General features: G+C 63.5%; 17 protein-coding genes. 9 read left to right on the top strand and 8 right to left on the bottom strand.

The features are described 5' to 3' along the window. Nucleotides 1-198: 198 nt before the first annotated feature. The 3 genes from GCT19_RS20975 to GCT19_RS20965 all read left to right on the top strand — a co-directional run bounded on the left by GCT19_RS20975 (nucleotide 199) and on the right by GCT19_RS20965 (nucleotide 5,586). Nucleotides 199-1,434: a phospholipase A gene (locus GCT19_RS20975; protein ID WP_368042656.1), complete on the top strand. Its 1,236-nt coding sequence runs from the start codon at nucleotides 199-201 to the stop codon at nucleotides 1,432-1,434. A 299-nt stretch (nucleotides 1,435-1,733) separates the two neighbouring features. Continuing rightward, nucleotides 1,734-2,966, top strand: coding sequence for a hypothetical protein (locus GCT19_RS20970; protein ID WP_026228744.1), 1,233 nt, complete (start codon nucleotides 1,734-1,736; stop codon nucleotides 2,964-2,966). Between the two features lie 16 nt (nucleotides 2,967-2,982). After that, nucleotides 2,983-5,586 carry an ATP-binding response regulator gene (locus tag GCT19_RS20965; protein WP_018435733.1) on the top strand — a complete coding sequence of 868 codons (2,604 nt, stop codon included), beginning with the start codon at nucleotides 2,983-2,985 and terminating at the stop codon, nucleotides 5,584-5,586. A gap of 16 nt (nucleotides 5,587-5,602) precedes the next feature. Here the strand turns inward: GCT19_RS20965 and GCT19_RS20960 are convergent, their stop codons facing one another. The 5 genes from GCT19_RS20960 to GCT19_RS20940 form a co-directional block, all read right to left on the bottom strand. Continuing rightward, complete coding sequence (locus GCT19_RS20960) at nucleotides 5,603-6,709, bottom strand: porin (protein WP_018435734.1); 1,107 nt, start codon at nucleotides 6,707-6,709, stop codon at nucleotides 5,603-5,605. Nucleotides 6,710-6,816: 107 nt separating this feature from the next. Beyond that, nucleotides 6,817-8,076, bottom strand: coding sequence for an MFS transporter (locus tag GCT19_RS20955; RefSeq protein ID WP_152853009.1), 1,260 nt, complete (start codon nucleotides 8,074-8,076; stop codon nucleotides 6,817-6,819). Between the two features lie 99 nt (nucleotides 8,077-8,175). Further along, on the bottom strand, nucleotides 8,176-9,135 hold the full coding sequence (locus GCT19_RS20950; protein ID WP_018435736.1) for a PDR/VanB family oxidoreductase: 960 nt from the start codon (nucleotides 9,133-9,135) through the stop codon (nucleotides 8,176-8,178). A gap of 14 nt (nucleotides 9,136-9,149) precedes the next feature. Then, on the bottom strand, nucleotides 9,150-9,932 hold the full coding sequence (locus GCT19_RS20945; protein WP_152853008.1) for an SDR family NAD(P)-dependent oxidoreductase: 783 nt from the start codon (nucleotides 9,930-9,932) through the stop codon (nucleotides 9,150-9,152). 106 nt (nucleotides 9,933-10,038) lie between these two features. Continuing rightward, nucleotides 10,039-11,313: an aromatic ring-hydroxylating dioxygenase subunit alpha gene (locus GCT19_RS20940; protein ID WP_013091424.1), complete on the bottom strand. Its 1,275-nt coding sequence runs from the start codon at nucleotides 11,311-11,313 to the stop codon at nucleotides 10,039-10,041. 141 nt (nucleotides 11,314-11,454) lie between these two features. Between GCT19_RS20940 and GCT19_RS20935 the strand changes: the two genes are divergently transcribed. Further along, complete coding sequence (locus GCT19_RS20935; protein ID WP_152853007.1) at nucleotides 11,455-12,243, top strand: IclR family transcriptional regulator; 789 nt, start codon at nucleotides 11,455-11,457, stop codon at nucleotides 12,241-12,243. A gap of 95 nt (nucleotides 12,244-12,338) precedes the next feature. Here GCT19_RS20935 and GCT19_RS20930 read toward each other — a convergent pair whose 3' ends face one another. Both GCT19_RS20930 and GCT19_RS20925 read right to left on the bottom strand, forming a co-directional pair. Continuing rightward, nucleotides 12,339-13,502 carry a response regulator gene (locus tag GCT19_RS20930; RefSeq protein ID WP_152853006.1) on the bottom strand — a complete coding sequence of 388 codons (1,164 nt, stop codon included), beginning with the start codon at nucleotides 13,500-13,502 and terminating at the stop codon, nucleotides 12,339-12,341. 275 nt (nucleotides 13,503-13,777) lie between these two features. Beyond that, nucleotides 13,778-14,314, bottom strand: a complete 537-nt coding sequence (locus GCT19_RS20925) for a hypothetical protein (RefSeq protein ID WP_152853005.1) — start codon at nucleotides 14,312-14,314, stop codon at nucleotides 13,778-13,780. Between the two features lie 14 nt (nucleotides 14,315-14,328). Between GCT19_RS20925 and GCT19_RS20920 the strand changes: the two genes are divergently transcribed. Both GCT19_RS20920 and GCT19_RS20915 read left to right on the top strand, forming a co-directional pair. After that, on the top strand, nucleotides 14,329-14,631 hold the full coding sequence (locus GCT19_RS20920; protein WP_018433491.1) for an ArsR/SmtB family transcription factor: 303 nt from the start codon (nucleotides 14,329-14,331) through the stop codon (nucleotides 14,629-14,631). Nucleotides 14,632-14,715: 84 nt separating this feature from the next. Continuing rightward, a complete protein-coding gene (locus GCT19_RS20915) occupies nucleotides 14,716-15,774 on the top strand; it encodes an alkene reductase (RefSeq protein ID WP_152853004.1) in 1,059 nt (352 codons plus the stop codon). Nucleotides 15,775-15,868: 94 nt separating this feature from the next. Here the strand turns inward: GCT19_RS20915 and GCT19_RS20910 are convergent, their stop codons facing one another. Next, nucleotides 15,869-16,396 (bottom strand): GNAT family N-acetyltransferase, encoded by a 528-nt coding sequence (locus GCT19_RS20910; RefSeq protein ID WP_018433493.1) that lies wholly within the window; start codon nucleotides 16,394-16,396, stop codon nucleotides 15,869-15,871. Between the two features lie 153 nt (nucleotides 16,397-16,549). Between GCT19_RS20910 and GCT19_RS20905 the strand changes: the two genes are divergently transcribed. From GCT19_RS20905 to GCT19_RS20895, 3 genes are all read left to right on the top strand, one after another. Then, complete coding sequence (locus tag GCT19_RS20905) at nucleotides 16,550-17,197, top strand: VTT domain-containing protein (RefSeq protein WP_018433494.1); 648 nt, start codon at nucleotides 16,550-16,552, stop codon at nucleotides 17,195-17,197. 115 nt (nucleotides 17,198-17,312) lie between these two features. After that, nucleotides 17,313-17,765 carry a MarR family winged helix-turn-helix transcriptional regulator gene (locus GCT19_RS20900; protein WP_018433495.1) on the top strand — a complete coding sequence of 151 codons (453 nt, stop codon included), beginning with the start codon at nucleotides 17,313-17,315 and terminating at the stop codon, nucleotides 17,763-17,765. Between the two features lie 47 nt (nucleotides 17,766-17,812). Continuing rightward, nucleotides 17,813-18,379 carry an isochorismatase family protein gene (locus GCT19_RS20895; RefSeq protein WP_152853003.1) on the top strand — a complete coding sequence of 189 codons (567 nt, stop codon included), beginning with the start codon at nucleotides 17,813-17,815 and terminating at the stop codon, nucleotides 18,377-18,379. Nucleotides 18,380-18,436: the final 57 nt, after the last annotated feature.

Here is an 18,436-nt window from a genome sequence, read left to right as displayed (position 1 = left end):
TTGCGACCTGAACTCGTAGACCACCAGGAGCTTCGTGTGCGGAATCGATCGATGTCTCGCGTGAAGAAAGGCCGCCCGTCCGCCATCCGCAGCCGCCGCTCGCGTGGTTCCCGATTATCGTCAAGTCCGCTTTACGGCTCGCTTTCCCGCTCGCTCTCCAGACTTCTCCCCCGGTTATCGCTTTGCATCAGCGCGCTGGTGCTCGGCGGCTACTGCGCGTATAGCGTCGCCGGCGTTTCCGTGTTGCGTCCACCGCGCGAGGCGCTCTCGAGCACTCCCCTCGAAGTGACGATTGTCTATGCCGGCGATCAACCCGGCGGCACCGAAGTCGACGTGCCGGCGCAATTGAACATTGCGGTCAGTAATACCGACGTAGTACCGCATCGGCTCGCGCTCACGCGCGAAAGCGGCGCACCCGAGCATCTGAAACTCGCCGCCGGCGAACTGAAGGCGGTGCGCTATACCGGCACGTGGCCCGAATGGGCGCGCGGCGCGATGCAGATCGACGTGCCGGATCTCGACGTGTCGCCATCGTACGTGCTGCTGACGCGTCCGCCGCGCTCCGGCAAGGACGCGGCGCTCGCGTCGGCCGGGGGTGCCAATGCAACGACGACGGCTGGCACCGCGAGCGGCGCACCGTCGTCGTCGAGCCTGATCGCGTCGTCGCCCGCACCGTCGCGACCAGATGCGCCGGTGCCGCAAATCAATACTTTCCTGAGCCGCTTCTCCGCCTACGAGCCGATGTACTTCGCCGACGGCTGGGGCCAGGATGGCGACAATCTCGCGAAATTCCAGCTGAGCTTCAAGTTCCGCCTCGTCATTCCCGACGACCCGCGCTCGCGTAGATTCGTGGACAACCTGTACTTCGGCTATACACAAACCTCGCTGTGGGCTATCGAGGAGTACTCGTCGCCGTTCCGCGACACCAGCTATATGCCCGCACTCTTCTACTACCTCGAAGACACCGGCTGGAAGAGCAAATGGTGGAGCAGAATGGGCGTGATGGCCGGCTACGAGCACGAATCGAATGGCCGCGACGGTCCGGAATCGCGCGGCGTCGACTATGTGTTCCTGAAGCCGATCTGGGATTTCGGCGACATCAACGGCTACCATCTGACCATCGAGCCGAAGTTTTATTACTATACGCACATCGCCGGCGAGAACCACGACATCGCCGACTACCGCGGCTATGTCGATCTGCGGTTCATCTACGGCAGCCCCGATGGCGCGCAACTGGACACGACGCTGCGCAAAGGCACGAAAGGCGGCAAGGGCAGCATCGATACGCAGTTCACCTATCCATTGGCGAAGCTGATCAACAGCCGCTGGGGCGGTTACGTGTGGCTCGGCTTCTTTAGCGGTTATGGCGAGGACATTCTCGACTACAACCAGCATCGCTGGATTGCGCGAATCGGCTATAGCATCACACGCTAATCCGGAATTCGCCTGAGATGCAAGCAAAGGGCCGCCGAGCGGCCCTTTTGCCATTCGAGGACGGCGCACGACGTGCCTTAATACAGCGAAAGTTCTGCCGTAATTCTTTCAAAAGTTTGCCCACAGCCGATTCCCACCCGGCGGGCAACCCGTCTTAAATCCGCTCGTGAATTCTGTGTGCACGAACAGACGGGCATATCGGTGCGGATTTCTCTAGAGTTGAAGGGTTGCCGGTCCAACCGGCTGGCCACGCCGCGCGCTGACTTTTCCAGCGTCTAATCAAAACCAAGGAAAAACCAATGAAAACCGCTCTCCTTAAAGACCTGTCGACCGTTTCAAACGAGCCAACCGGACTTCTTTTGCATCGGAATAGTGCACCGCTTGCGCTCAAACACGAAATTCACCCGGAACAGATCCGGGATAGCCTGCCGGCCCGTCAGGGGGGAGTCGGCTTTCTGTTTCACGCGACCGACTGGGAGACGCTTTCATTTTCTTTTCACAACGTTCGCGAACGCAGCGAGTCGTTCGAAGAGGAGCTGTGGAAGACCAAGCCTTTCATCGCATCGCCGATCTATTCGGGCTCACAGGTGATCGGCGCGAATATCGCCTGCCCGGTGCCGCTCGAAATGTGGCTCGGCAGCCCGCGCGGCATCAAGCGCTTTCGCGAGACGCAATTCTTTCCGGCGCTGGAACTCGCCAGAAAGGCAGGCTTGAACATGGTCGCGATGGGCGCGTCGACGCCGTATGCCTGCAACTACGGCGCGCTGCCCCGGCCGGTCAAGCCGCCTCACATCACGACCGGCCACGCGGCGACCGCGGGGATGCTGAAGGACTGGGCGATGCATTGCTGCGAGCAGCTCGACCTCGAATTCGGCAACACGAAGCTCGCACTGTTCGGCGCGGCCGGCCGGCTCGGCACGACCGTCGCCAAATATCTGCTCTACAAGGATGCGCCGAAGGAACTGGTGCTGATCGATCTGCCGGACAAGATCAACCTGCTGACCGATCAGGCGAACGAGCTGCTCGCGTCGGACCTGCTTGGCAAATCGAAAGTATCGGTGCATACGTTCAGCCCTGACACGCCGCTGCCTGACTTCGACGGCGCGATTCTGGCGAGCAGCACGAGCGTGCCTTACCTGAGCGCCGCCGATCTCAAACGCGCGCGGTTCTGGATCGACGATTCGCACCCTCGCGCGGCAAGCGTCGAAGCGGAACTCGCTTCTCGCGGCCATACGCTCTATATTGAATGTTTCGCGCGTGGGCCCGCTGAACTCGACACCGCGTTCCCGTTCAGGCTGCCGTCCACCCGCGACTGCTATACCTGCTTTGCCGAAGGCTATTCGGCATGGCAGGAAGGCATCGCATCCGATTTCATCATCGGTAGCCCGCCCGTATGGTCAGTCTCTTATACTCATGGTCTCCTGAAGAAGCACGGCTTTTCGGTCGGACCGTTTCACGGCAAGAACGGCGATTCGCTCGCCGAAGGCGTCGAAGCACAGCAATTCAATACGCATGAAATGATGGGTTCCTGATGAACTCGGAGGCCTGATGGCGAGACCGCGCGAAAGCATGCGGGATATGCTGGAACGAAGCAGGTTCGCGATTCGATGGGGAGGCGCACTCGGCCTCCTGTGTCACCCCATCTATTACGTCGTCTGGACCTACATCCTTCCGCAGCCTTACGACAACCTGCCGCTGCGGCTCAGCGCGGCGGCCGTCTGCGTTCCGCTGCTGTTCCAGGCGCGCTGGCCGCGACGCTACAACCCCGCGCTGCTGATCTACTGGCATTGCTGCCTGATTTACGTGCTGCCGTTCGTGTGCACGTTCCTGACCGTCAGAAACGGTTTCTCCACGATGTGGATGATGACCGAGGTCATGATGATCTTCATTCTGGCGCTGTGTATCGACAACCCGTTGCTGCTGATAACGTGCATCGGTATCGGCGTGTTTTCCGGCGGCCTTGCCGGCGTGTTGAGCGCGCCGACGCCCGTCGTTCTCAGCGCCGAGGACAAGTCCAATCTCGCGCTGCTGCCGGTGGTCGTACTGTGCAGCATGGCGTTCAGTCATGCGATCAGCAAGGGACGCATCTTCGTCGAAAAGAATCGCGCATTGCAGGCGCTCGCGGGTTCCATCGCGCACGAGATGCGCAATCCGCTGAGCCAGTTGCGGCACGTGCTCGACCGCGTCGAGGAAGCGCTGCCGTCGGCGAACAGAGCAGGCGCGGCGCCGACGCTCTCCGACGGCACGGCCTCGCTGATGTACAACCATCTCGCGCAGGGCCAATTGTCGATCGAGCGCGGCCTGCGCATCATCGCGATGACGCTCGACGAAGTCGCCGCGAAATCGATCCGCCCGGATAGTCTCAGCTACCTGCATGCCGGCGCGACCACGCGCAAGGCGCTCGCCGAATACGGCTTCGACAACGACAAGGAGCGCGCGAAGGTGAGCGTCGTCGTCAGGCGCGACTTCGTGTTCAAGGTCGACGAGACGGTCTATCTGTTCACGCTGTTCAACCTGATCAAGAACGCGCTGCATCACATCGTCGCGTATCCGCAGGCGACGCTGACATTGACCGTCGATAGCGGCTCGGTGATCGTGCGCGACACCGGCCCCGGCATCGCGGCGGAGATCCTGCAGCATCTGTTCGAGCCGTTTCGCACGGCCGGCAACTCGGGCGGGACCGGGCTCGGGCTCGCCTACTGCCAGCGGGCGATGCGCGCGTTCGGCGGCAGCATCGACTGCGAATCGGAACTCGGCAAGTTCACCGCGTTCACGCTGCGCTTTCCGCCGGTAGCGGCCGACGAGGTCGCCGAGCACGAACGGCGCCTGTTCGAACGCGCGATGCCCGCGTTCAAGGGCAAGCGCGTGCTCGTCGTCGACGACGACGCTACGCTGCGCGCCCGCACCCGCCGCGTGCTGACGAAGGCCGGCGCCTATGTCAGCGAGGCGTCGGGCGGCGAGCTCGCGCTCGCCACGTTGCGGCGCGCGCCGCTCTACGACCTCGTGCTGATGGACATCAGCATGCCCGACCTGGACGGCTACGCGACGACCGAGCGCATCCGGGCCGACCGGGACTGCCCGAACCGCAACGTGCTGATCGCCGCCTATACCGCCGAGCCGGGCAATGCGGTGCGGCTGCGCGCGCGGCGCGCCGGCATCGACGAGATCATCGGCAAGACGTCGAGTGTGCAGGAGCTGATCACCGCGGTGCAGGCCCTGTTCGACAACGGCGTGCGGCATCAGCCGGGCGAACTGCCCGACGGCTTCGCCGGCAGAACCTTCGTGATCGCCGACGACGACACCTACAGCCGGCTCGTCACGAAGGCGTATCTGGAGCGCTGCGGCGCGAGCGTCGTCGAGGCCGACCACGGTCAGGCGGTGCTGACCAACCTGCACGACGACGGCTTCATCGACGCGATCCTGATGGACGTAAACATGCCCGGCATGAACGGCATCGAGACCACGAAGTCGATTCGCGCGCGCACCGATGCGTACGCGACGCTGCCTATCATCGCGCTGACCAGTCACACCGATGCTCAAGCGGCGCAGGCCTGCCTTGCCGCCGGGATGAACGAGGTGTTGATCAAGCCGGTGCAGGCCGGCTCGCTGTACGCATGTCTCGCGCGGCAGTTCGGCACGCGCGGCGCGCTGATTGCGGACGCTCCATCTTCGCGACGAATCGCGGAAACCGCGGGCGCAAGCGCGCAAACGGATTTTGCGGCGACGCCGGTGGCATTGGCCCCCACTGCGAGCGCGCCCGCGGCCGCCACCATCGCTGAAGAAAGCCTGCTCGACGAAGCGCACCTCGAGGAACTGGTCTCGCTCGATCTGCTCGACGAATCGTTCCTGAACGGCATCGAACAGATCCGCTCGCTCGTCGTGAGACTCGCGGCAAACAGCGCGGCTGTCGATATCAAGGCGACGCACGCGAGCTTGCATGCGCTGCTTGGCGTCAGCGGCAACATCGGCGCGAAGGCACTGCATCGCTACGCGCGGCAGATCTATCCACGCGTGATCGGTGGTGAATGGCCGGCGGATACCGACTGGCTCGCGCAGATCCGCACGCTGGGCGCGCGCTCGGCCGACGCGTTGCAGCGGTATTACGCGTCGGCGAAAAGCCCGCGCGATCATCGCGATGCGCTGAGCGATTGAGCGCGGGCCGTCGCCGTCAGAACTTGTGCAGCACGCCGACCGCAACCGCCAGCTGGTTCGCGCCTGTCTTCACGGTCGTCGTCGCGACCGAAGTCGCCCATCCCGTCGCACTCAGCGCGGCCTTCGAGCTGTTGATCACATACGTGATGTCGGTGTACAGCGCCGTGCGCTTCGACAGCCAGTAGTCCGCGTTGAGACCGGTGCTCAATGCGTGCGCGTCGACGTGGCGATACGCGTGATAGTAAGCCGCGGCTGCGAGGTCCAGCGCCGGCGTCGCCTTGTAGCGCACGCCCGCGAACGCCATCGACTGCGGCGGTGATGCGGTGAGCGTCGACGGGACGTCGTTCAGCAGCAATTCGTAGCCGCCGTACAGCGTCGCCTTGCCGATCGAATACGAACCGCCGGCCACGTAGCGCCGCTCACTGTCGCCCGATGTCGCGATCACCGAGCCTTGCCGCTGCTCGTACACGAACGTCAGATTGAGCGGCCCCTGCACGTAGCGTCCACCGATGTCGTACTGCTTGCCGACGCGAAACGAGCCGGCCACCGGCACGTTCGAGGCGACTGCGTCATAGCCGAAGCTGTAGAGCGCGTTCAGCTCGAACGGTCCCACGTGGCCGAGATACGACACCGCGTTATCCGCGCGACCGACGAACTGCGCGTCCTGCGCGGAAAGGCCGTAACTCGAATAGCCGAGCGGGTCGAGCGCGAGGAAGTAGCGGTACATCGGCGTCATCTGCCGGCCGAGCATCATCGTGCCGAGGCGGTCCGATTCGAGTCCGACGAACGCCTGCCGGCCGAATAGCCGCCCGCCTTGCTGCAGCGCGCCGGTGTTCATCGCCATGCCCGATTCGAGCGTGAAAATCGCCCGCAATCCGTTGCCGAGATCTTCCTTGCCCGTGAAACCCCAACGCGAATTCTGCCGGTTGCCGGTGCCGAGAGCGACCTGCGTGCCGGACGATCCCTGCGGCGTCACAGCGTGAGTTACGTAGGTCACCCCCGAGTCGACGATGCCATACAGCGTGACCGACGACTGCGCATGCGCCGCGCCGCTGATGCCGATACCAATACCACATGCAAAAAGGACCTTCGACGGCCTGGCGAGAGGCGTGTGCTTCACCATGTGTCTCCTGCTGGAAATTGAGTTGTTTTGTGCTGCGGAAGAGCGATCGTTCGATCTCTGTGGTCGCGGTAGCCGGCGCGAGGCCGCGGCAGCTATCGGAGAATCAGTCATTCGCGTGCGATGTGCGGATTGACGAAGAACATCGCGACGACCGCGATAGCGGGTCCGATCGCAAGCGTGATGAGCGCGAGCATGAATGAATGACTCGCGCCATACAGCGAGCCGACCACCATCGGCGACACCGCGCTGCCGGACTGCCAGATCGCATTGGTCCAGCCGGCGCTCGCGCCCGCGAGGCGCTTGCCCGATGCGTCGCTGACCTGTGCCATCAGCACCGGCAGATAGCCGAACGAGAACGCCCCGAGGATCGGCGCGACCAGATAGAACTGATGCGCGGTCGAGCAGTAGCCGAACACCAGCAGCGCGATCGTGAACGCGATCAGGCAGCCGATCGACATCATCCGCCGCGACACGCCGGGCAGATCGGAGATCCAGCCGAGCGTCGGTTTCGCGATCACCGCGCCGATGCCGAACGAGGCGACGATCGATCCGGCGACGATCGGCGCAATGCCGTATTGCCGCGTCATCAGCGCGTTGCCCCATGCGGCGAAGCCGACGGTCGCCCACAAGCCGCCGCAGCCCGCGATCGACAGCGCGATCAGGTTACGGTTGCGCAGCAGGCCGAGCATGTCCCGCAGGCTGTTGCGCGCGGGTTTCGCTTCGTTCGACGGCCGGTTCTTCAGCAGCAGCAACGTGACGATGCCCCACGCGAACGTGACGATGCCGAGCATATGGAATGCGTTCGACCAGCCGTGCCGCGCGGAGAACGACGGCACGACCGCGTTCGCGATCACGACGGCGAGCGACGTCGCGGTCGTGTAGAGGCCCATTGCGCGGCCCCGGTCGCGCGTGAACCATGCGGGAATGATCTTCATGCCGGCCGAGTAGTCGGCGCCCGCCGCGAAACCCATCGCCGCCTGAATCACGATGCCGAAGGCGAGCGAATGCGTATAGCCGAACGTGAAGGTGAGCACGCCGAGCGGCAGCAGCGCGAGCGTGAGCATCGCGCGACCGCCGAGCAGATCGGTCAGCATGCCGCCGACCACGTTCGCAAGCACATAGCCCGCGTAGAACGCGGTCACGAACGCACCGAGCATCGACACGCTGATGCCGAGCGACGCGCCGACCGGCGCGGCCACCGTACTCCATGCCACGCGGACCACATAGCTGAGCAGAAATGCGGCCCAGACGATGAACAGCGCGACCCAGCGATACGGGTTCGTGTCGGCGCTACTCGCCTCGCGTGCGCCGTTCGAACTCCAGACGCTCGCGGACATGCCCTGCGACGACGCCAGATTCTTCTCCATGACTCCTCCAATGCCGGGCGTGCCAGCGGCCGCCCGTTTTCTTTCTTTCTGATGGATAGGGCGCCGGCCGTCCGATGTGACCGGCGCCGGCGAATGCCGTTACAGATCGAGCACGAGCACCCTCGACTTCGCACGGGAACAGCACGGCAGAAACTGATCGTTGCGGGCCTGCTCCTCTGGCGACAGGTACAGATCCCGATGGTCGGGTTCGCCGTCGAGCACGCGCGTAATGCAGGTGCCGCAGATGCCCTGCTCGCACGACACCGGCACGTCGACACCCGCCGCCGCGAGCGCCTGCGTGACCGTGCAATCGGCCGCAATCGACACCACGCGGCCCGAGCGCGCGAGCCGCACGTCGAACGACGCGCCGTCGCCGGAAGGCTGCGCAGCCGCGAAGTATTCGTAATGCAGACGATCGTCGCTCCAGCCGAGCGAGCGCGCCGTGTCGAGCACCGCATTCATGAAGCCCTGAGGACCACATACGTACAGATGCCGGTCCGTGCCGCCTGTCAGCAGTGCGTTCAGATCGAGCATGCCGTGTTCGTCGTCGAAGTGGTATTGCACGTTGTCCGCCCACGACGACGCGGCGATCCGCTCGACGAACGCCGCACGGCTCTTCGAGCGCGCGCAGTAATGCATGTCGAACGCCGCGCCCTTGGCTGCCAGCTGCTCCGCCATGCAGAGAATCGGCGTGACGCCGATGCCGCCCGCGAGCAATAGCGGCTTCGCGTCATGCCGGGCGAGCGGGAAATGATTGCGCGGCACGCCGATGCGAATCGCGTCGCCTTCGTTCACCGCGTCGTGCATGCGCTGCGAGCCGCCGCGCGAATCGGCGTCGCGCAACACCGCGATCTGATACCGGTGACGCTCGTGAGGTGCGTTGCACAGCGAGTACTGCCGCACCGGCCCACCGGGCACGTAGACGTCGATGTGCGCGCCCGCCTCGAACGGCGGCAGCTCGCGGCCGTCTGCATCGACGAACTCGAAGCCGGCGATCCCGTCGGCTTCGTCGCGCCGTGCGGCGACCCGCATCATCAGCGTGGAATCGGTCATGTTCATGCCATCTCCTCCGCTCACATCGCCGACAGGCCGCCGTCGACCATCAGCGTCGTGCCGGTGATGTACGACGCCTCGTCGCTCGCGAACCACAGGATCGGCCACGCGATCTCTTCGGGCGACGCCCAGCGGCCGATCAGCGACGTGTCCTGGCGCTGCGTCTTCAGCACCTCGACGCTCTTGCCCGAGGCGATCGCCCGGTTCACGTGGAATTCGGTCAGCGTCGAACCCGGGCACACCGCGTTCACCCGCACGCCGTTCGCGGTCTCCTCGAACGCGAGCGTGCGGGTCATCGCGAGCATGCCGGCCTTGGTCGCGTCGTAAAGGCCCATGCCCTTGCGGCCGGTCACCGCATAGCACGACGATACGTTGACGATACTCGCGCGGCCCGCGCGGCGCAGGAACGGCAGCGCCGCCCTGCAATAGTTCGACGTGCCGACCAGATTGACCGACACCATCGCCTGCCACTCGGCCGGCGTGGCGTCGGCGAGCGCGCTGTAGTTGCGCATCGCCGCGTTGTTCACCAGCACGTCGAGCCGGCCGAACGAATCGGCGGCGAGCTGCACCGCGCGCATCGCATCGGCGTCGTTCGACACATCGGCCGCGAACGTCTCGACACGCGCGGACGGATCGACCGTCTTCAGTTCGTCGGCGACGCGCGCGAGCGCCTCCTGATTCGCATCGACGAGCACCACAGCGGCGCCCTCCGCGCGAAACACGCGCGCGGTCGCGGCACCGATGCCGCCTCCGCCGCCGGTGATCAGCGCGACCTTGTCTTCGAGTCTTTTACGTTGCTGCATTGCATGCCGGCGCGCAGCCGGCCTCCTTTTGCGGAATGGGCGGAAGATCCAGTCGGATCAGACGACGACACGGCGGGGCCCGACAGGAGTGCGGCCCCGCCGGGCATCAGATCGTGTAGATCGGCTGGTCCTTGCCGTCGTGCAGATGGATCACCGCCCACTCCTGCGGCTTCTGATCGCGCGGCAGCAGCACGCCGGCCGCACGCACACGCTGCTGGTCGGCGTCGATCGCGGGCGGATCGGTGTCGGGCACCAGCGCCGTCGCCGCCTCATACATCATGCGGCGCGCCATCACGATCGCACGGTCGGTCGGCAACAGCTTTTCCTTGCTGTGATCCTGGATCGGACCCATGCTTTCCTGCAGCGACGCGTCCTGCATCGCGAAGCCGAACACGCCCGAATACGCGCGCTTTTCCTTCTGCGCCTTGCGGTCGATCAGGTAGTCGTTGTCCTTGTTCGCCTTCGGCCGGAAGCTGCCACCCTCCTCGTACTCGCAGTGAATGCCCTTGCCGGCGTTCAGGTCGGCCAGTTCCTGCTCGTCGAGCGGACGGTCTGGGCGGAAGTTGATGCTCCACGCCCAGCAGCTGTGATCGTCGATCGGCACCCACACGTGGCCCGCGAGCGAGTGATCGCCGAACGGCGGGATCAGCGTGTACCACGGGAACAGCCACTGCGTGACGCGCCAGTAGTACGAATCCGGCTCGCCGTTGCGACGGCCGAACAGCGTGAGGCCGAACGGCTGCTTCTCGATCTCGAAGATCACGTTGCCGTCCGCCTTGATGTAGTCGAGCGCCTTGGTGCCCTGGTGCATCGGGTCATCGTCGACTTCGTAGCGGTGCACATACGACACGTGGCTCGTGTCGATGCCGCCTTCCATCGCCTGCAGGTAGTTCGATTCCTGCAACCGCTTCGACACGAACACGTGGCTGTCCGGCAGGTTGCACCACTCGAGATCCGGCGGCGCCGGCTGGCGGTCCTTCGGTCCCATGTACGCCCACACGATGCCCGCACGTTCGATGCACGGATAGGCCGTGATGCCCATGTGCTTGCACGCCTGCGGTGCGGACGGCACTTCGACGCAGTTGCCGTTGCGGTCGAATTTGAGGCCGTGATACGAGCAACGAATGCCGTTCTCTTCATTGCGGCCGAAGTACAGCGACACGCCGCGGTGCGAGCAGAACTCGTCGATCAGCGCGGGCTGCCCTTCGGAATCGCGAAAGGCGAGCAGTTTTTCGCCGAGGATCTGCACGCGCACCGGCGGGCAATCGGGCTCCGCGATTTCGCTCGCGAGCAGCACCGGCACCCAGTAGCGGCGCATCAGATTGCCCATCGCCGTGCCTGGGCCCGTGCGAACCAGCGTCTCCGACATGTTCTTGTCCATAATTCCTCCGAATCCGGTTGTCCGTTGTGTGAGAATGTGTTCTCATTGTACGGACAGATTGATGTGCGTCAAGTTCGTGCCGATAGGGACTTTCACTACAATGTGCAATCGACGCGGATCGACGCGGAAAGGAAATTTCAAATGGAAGAAAAAAAGCCGCACGAAAATGTGCGGGCAGTCGAGCGGGCGCTAGAAATTCTTCTGGCATTCCGACCCGGCGACAAGGAATTGACCGTCGCGGAGTTGCTGACCCGCGTGGACCTGAGCCGACCGACCCTATACCGGCTGCTGAATACGCTCGAACAGAACGGCTTTCTCGCGTCGTCCGGCGAGCCGCAGCGCTTCAGGCTCGGCAGTTCGGTCGCGCAAGTCGCGCACGCGTGGATGGCGAACAATACGATCGCGCAGCTCGCGCAGCCGATGCTGCGCGAGCTTTGGGAAGCGACCTCGGAGACGGTCGCGCTGTTCGTGCCGGAGGGGACCTACCGGATTTGCGTGGCCGAACTGGAAAGTCCGCAGCCGCTCAGTTTCCGGCGCGGAGTTGGCTATCGAGAGAAGCTCGTGCTTGGCGCGAGCGGCCGCACGATTCTTTCGCAGATGCCGCTGTCGGCGGACGATCTGCGGCGCTTTCTGACCGACCCGAATCAGGACGTCGCGACGCTCGCCGCCGATCTCGACGCGGTCCGCGCACAGGGCTTCGGCACCAGCCATCACGAACTGATCGCCGGCGCAGTCGCGGTGGCCGCGCCATTCTTCAACGGCGCGAACCAGGTGGCGGGTTCGGTCTGCATTTTCGGGCCGAGCGTGCGCGTAACCGATGAGCGCGTCGCGCAGTTCGCGGCGTTGCTCAAGCGGGAGGTGGGCAATCTGTCGCGCGCGCTGGGGCATCAAGGGGAAGCTGGACGTGTGCCGGGTGCGGCGCGTCGGTGAAACCGGGATCGAAGAGGTTGGCCAACGCCGGGAGCGTCGTCGGAGAAGTCGACGCTCTGTTCAGGCGCCCGCTGATGCAGCGCTGACGCCGAAACTCATGCGTCGGACTGCTCGCCAATGGCGCGCCGCGCGAGCGCCGAGTATGCGAGTGGCTCGAAACGATCGAGTCCATCCTTGACGGCGGCAATGTCGTTATTTCTGGCTTGCTGCTCCATCTGCGCGCACGCATTCGCCACTTCCGTTTCCTGAATCATCGCGAAAGATCCGCGCACCGCATGAAGTTGGGCGAGCACCGTTTTCACATCCCGAACTTCAACGGCGGCATGCAGTTCCCGAAGCGAATCCTTCAGCGCCTGGGTCATCGCAGCATGGATGTGCTCGGGCAATGGCCCTTGCGAGATGTCGCGCCTGGCCATGGTGTCGTTCGCGGGACGTCTGGCGGCCTCGTCGACCAACCGCCGCACCATCGCGTCCATCGTGTCGAGCAGGACAGGCTTGAGAAGGACCTCGTCGATTCCCGCGTTCGTGCATTGCGCCCGCACTTCTGCCGCGACATGCGCAGTAATCGCGATGATCGGCACCGTCGCGCTTTGAGCGCGAAGGCACCGCGCGAGCGCGTACCCGTCCATTCCCGGCATATTGATGTCGGTCATCACCAGATCGTAGTGGCGCTCGTTGAAGCGCCGCAATGCCGCCCCGCCACTATCGGCCATATCGGCCTCGTATCCGAGCGTAGCAAGTTGCGCGACGAGCAACTCCCGGTTGGCGAGTTGATCGTCCACAACGAGGATGTGAATGGCGTTTGCGTCGATCTCGGTGGACTTCGATTCGGCCTTGGTATGTCCTGCGGCGCTGACTTGGCCGTCTGCACTCACCGGAATGGGCAAGGTCACGACAAAAGTGCTTCCGGCATGTAACTCGCTCTTCACCCAAATCGTGCCATGCATCAAGTCGGTCAGGCGCAGACAGAGCGCGAGTCCGAGGCCTGTTCCGCCGTAGCGCCTCGCAATCGAGGAATCGGCCTGTGTAAAAGCATGAAATAGCGACTCCTGCTGCTGCGGGGTCATGCCGATGCCGGTGTCGCTGACGCCGATCACGATCGGAGAATCGTCGGCCGTGTCGTCCTTCAGGTAGACCTCGAGCAGTACATCGCCCGTGGCGGTGAATTTGATCGCGTTACCACGAGACGTCGTCAACTCTGAAGTTGCGACCCAAGTGCCACGGGATTCATTCCAGACACTTTTATACGACTTATTCATAATCCAATCCTTTCTCAAAACTAAAATTTGGCATCAGAGATGGCGACGTCCGCGTTAATCGTCGTCGCCCTTGGGCGTCGCGAAAGAGACGTTAAATTTTTCTTCGCCTCTGAAATCCTTCACTTATTTACAAATCGTCTCTCAAACCGCGCATCATTCCCGACCAGCCCGTGCTAGCGGGCGCGCGAATGAAAGAATTTGCATTTGAGCCATTGAAAAACTATCTACGAATGCAAAACGAAACGACTTGCTCACGACAAAAGTTCCGAATAATCTTATTTTTTTTGCACAAGCAAGATAATCAGCCTCGTCCTAAAGTCTCCACACAAGACATAGGACAACTCCGCAGACTCGGCTTTATCGGCAAATACTTTCACATCGATTTTTGGACCTTCTCGCGATGAAAATGGAAAGGAGGGAAAACAAGAAATAGGGCAAAAAATCGGATGACTGTAGAAACAGAATTCGTCATCACGCGCGACAAAGTAGGCAGAAAGAAGCGCTATCCCAAGGCCGTAGATGCCACGTAGCGCCGCGTAGTTGAGCTCGCGCGACATTAGGGAGAACTTCGACCAGCGACTCATCCTTCGAGCCGTCGGGACAATGCTGCCGCCCGTCGTTGCTGCGAATGACCGTCCCGAAAACCGCAATCGCCGCGCACCGCCACGCAGCGCGATCCAAACTTCACGTCGATAAGCTATCGCCCCATTCGCAGTAGTGCCTTCTCCCATATCGTCAAATTCCGATATATGATTCGTACTGTAGCGATGCAATTGCGCGCACGCCAACCAGCGTGCTGCTTTTCGAACCACCTGAAACCATCCACATGACGCCCGATTTCGACGCGATCCACAAAGCGCTGGCCAACCCGGTCCGCCGGGAGATTCTCGGCTGGCTGCGCGAGCCGCAAGCGCATTTCGCCGATCAGGAGCTGCCGCTCGACCACGGCGTGTGCGCGGGCAAGATCGACGCGCGCTGCGGCCTGTCGCAGTCCACCGTGTCGGCGCATCTCGCCGCTTTGCAGCGCGCGGGGCTCGTCACGTCGAAACGGGTCGGCCAATGGGTGTTTTTCAAACGCAACGAGCCCGTCATTCAGGCGTTCCTCGAATACATGAACGCCACGCTCTGAGCACCGCACTCGCATCGCCGCGTTTCTTTTTTTCACGCAGTTTTATGAGGCTCGGGCCCTGCCCGCCGCCAAAGGTGAACTCTCATGCCGACTCTTTTCGATCCGCTGCAAATTGGCGATATCACGCTGCCGAACCGCATCATCATGGCGCCGCTCACGCGTCAGCGCGCCGAGGAAATTCGCGTGCCGAACGCGCTGATGGCGCGCTACTACGCCGAACGCGCAAGCGCCGGGCTGATCCTCAGCGAAGCGACATCGGTCACGCCGCAGGGCGTCGGCTACGCGGACACGCCGGGCATCTGGTCGCAGGAACAGGTCGAAGGTTGGAAACTCGTCACGCAGGCCGTGCACGACGCGGGCGGCAGGATCTTCCTGCAGTTGTGGCACGTCGGCCGTATTTCGGACCCGGTGTTCCTGAACGGCGAGCTGCCGGTCGCGCCGAGCGCGATCGCGGCCGGCGGTAACGTGAGCCTCGTGCGGCCCGAGCGTCCGTTCGTGACGCCTCGCGCCCTTGAGCTCGATGAAATCGCCGGTGTCGTCGAAGCATTCCGCAAGGGCGCGGAAAACGCCAAGGCCGCGGGCTTCGACGGCGTCGAAGTGCACGGCGCGAACGGCTATCTGCTCGACCAGTTCCTGCAGGACAGCACCAACCAGCGTACCGATATCTACGGCGGCCCGATCGCGAACCGCGCGCGTCTGCTCCTCGAAGTCACCGACGCGTGCATCAGCGTGTGGGGCGCAAACCGCGTCGGCGTGCATCTCGCGCCGCGCCGCGACTCGCATACGATGGGCGATTCCGATCCGGCCGCAACGTTCGGCTATGTCGCGCGCGAACTTGGCAAGCGCAAGATCGCATTTATCGCCGCGCGTGAATCGCTCGGCGACGACCGCCTCGGCCCGCAGTTGAAGAAAGCGTTCGGCGGCCCGTACATCGCGAACGAGAAGTTCACGAAGGAAACCGCGCAGCAAGTGCTAGACGCCGGTGAAGCAGATGCGGTGGCCTGGGGTAAGTTGTACATCGCGAACCCGGATCTGGTGCGCCGCTTCGCTGAAGATGCGCCGCTGAACACGCCGGTTCCGGCGACGTTCTATGCGCGCGGCGAAGCCGGCTACATCGACTATCCGGCGCTGGAAGCGGTGTAATCGGTAGTGACAGCGGGCTCAAGTCCGCTGTATGAAATGGCAAAGCGGCGGGCGTGACTGAATTTCAGCCACGCCCGCCGCTTTTTTTTGCGCGCTACGCCAGATCGCGCCGCATGAACACCCGTTTCGTCTCATCGAGCCCGCGCGCGATATGCGCGTCGCGCCGCGCAATCAATGCCGCGTCGAGTTCCGACATATCGAGGTCGCGAAAACCGAGCCGCCGGTAGTACGGCGCGTTCCACGGCACGTCGCGATACGTCGACAGCACGAGTTGCGTCAATTGCCGCGCGCGCGCGATTCGCGCGACCTCTTCGATCAATGCCGCGCCGATGCGCCTGCCCGCGTGCGAGGTCAGTACATCGAGCTCCTGAACGTAGATGCGCGCCGGTTGCGGCTCGAACATCACGAAGCCCACGCAAATCTCCTGCTGGTCGAGCGCGACGACGATCTCGCGCGCTTCGATCTTGCGCTTGACGACCTCGCGCGCCATCGGCGGTGCGTCAGCGATGCCCGTCATGCCGACGCTGACGAAACGCAGGCCCGCTTCGAATTCGATGGCGCGAATCGTTTCCGCTTCGTGCGGCTCGGCAAAACGGAAGGTGATGGCGGAGTCGTGCGACATGGCGTTGCATCTGATGAAGACCACCCGAGTTTGACATCGGCGCCGCAACATCGACAAGGGTCAAACGACATAAACTCGCGCAAGCGCGCCCTGCACCCACGCTCGCGGGACTACACTCATCAGATCCGAACGCCACCTGAGGCTCATGCCAACATGAACCTGATGAATGCGCTGCAGATCGCACTGCACCTCGACCAGCACCTGAGCGCGCTGATCGTGCAATTCGGCACGGCAATCTACGCACTGCTGTTCGTCGTCGTGTTCGTCGAATTCGGTTTTCTGCCGTTGTTCTTTCTGCCCGGCGATCCGCTGATCTTTATCTGCGGCGCGCTCGCGGCCACCGGTGCATTGAACGTGTGGATCATCGCGCCCGTGCTGTTCGTCGCGACGGTGGCCGGCAGCGTCGTCGGGTACGCGATCGGCCACGCGGTCGGCGACAAGGTCTACACCCGCAACTACTACTGGCTCAACCGCAATGCGCTGAGCCGCGCCCACGCGTTCAGCGAGGCGCGCGGCCGCCTGACCTTCCTGCTGTCACCCTACATCGCCGTGGTGCGCACGTTCGCGCCGTTCGCCGCGGGCGTGTCGCAAATGACGTTCTCGCGCTTCGTCACGTTCGTCACTGCCGGCGCGGCGCTGTGGATCGTGTCGCTGATCGCGGCCGGCTATCTGTTCGGCAACGTGCCGGTGGTGCGCGAGCATCTGAGTTCGCTGGTGTTGCTGGGCCTTGCGCTCGGCGGTGCGATGCTGGCCGGCGCCGCGGTATGGCGCTTTTTCAACCGACGGATGCGGGCGCGTTGAGGCGATCGTGGCCCAGGCGTACGGCGTCCCGCCACCTCAAAAATTGACCCAGGCGCGATACGAAGGTAACCTTCGCAGGATACCTTCACATCATGTCATCGCGCGAGTTCATCGCATGAGCAAATCCCCTCTCCCCGTTACGCCGGAAGAACTCCATACGCTGGCCGAAGACCTGCGCGTGCTGGCGGGCAAGCTGCGCCGGCGTCTGCGCGAAGAGTCGCATGTCGGCGACTTCACGCCGTCGCAGGTTCAGGTGCTGAATTTGCTGGAACGCGAAGGCCCAGCCACGGTCACCGCGCTCGCACGCGCGCACGGCATGCGTCCACAGTCGATGGGAGAAACGCTCGCGGCACTAAAAGCCGCGGGGCTCGTCAGCGGCGCGCCCGATCCCAACGACGGTCGGCAGACGGTTCTGTCGCTGACGCCTTCCTTTCGCAAGAAGGTCAAGGCGAGCCGCGCGGCGCGCGAAGACTGGCTGTACCGCACGATTCGAACGCGCTTCACGGAAGCCGAACAGCAACAGCTCGCGACGGGCGTCGATCTGCTGAAACGCCTCGTCGATTTGTAAAACTCGCGATTCGCGCACGCGCGTCTCGCCACTTGCAGGAGCACTTCATGGCACTCACTACTCTCGATGCCAAAACTGCACTGATCGTCGTCGATCTGCAGCGCGGCGTCGTCGCGTTGCCCACCGCGCCCCATTCGGCCGACGAAATCGTCGAACGCTCGGTGACGCTGCTCGACGCGTTCCGCCGCCACGGCCTGCCGGTCGTGCTCGTGAATGTCACCGCCGGCGCACCGGGCCGCACCGACCAGGGTCGCCACTCCGCCGACTTCCCGGCCGGTTTCGCCGATCTGTTGCCCGAACTGAAGCAGCAGCCGTCGGATCATCTGGTCACGAAACGCACATGGGGCGCCTTCACCAACACGGATCTGGCCTCGTATCTGCAACGGCAAGGCGTGACGCAAGTGGTGCTCGTCGGTATCGCGACCAGCATCGGCGTCGAATCGACCGCGCGTTTCGCGAGCGAGGCAGGCCTGCACGTCACGCTCGTCGTCGACGCGATGACCGATCTGAACGCCGAAGCGCACACCAACAGCATCACGCGCATCTTCCCGCGCCTCGGCGAAACCGGCACGACGCAGGAAGTGCTCGATCTGCTCGAACGCTCGCGCGCTTAAAGCCAGAATTGAAGCGAGTCACCACCCGCACCGGCCCACCCCGCGTTGAGGAAACCC

Source organism: Paraburkholderia atlantica, assembly GCF_009362785.1.
In the GTDB taxonomy this organism is placed as follows: Bacteria; Pseudomonadota; Gammaproteobacteria; order Burkholderiales; family Burkholderiaceae; genus Paraburkholderia; species Paraburkholderia atlantica.
This window is presented reverse-complemented; position numbering and strand designations above follow the sequence as displayed.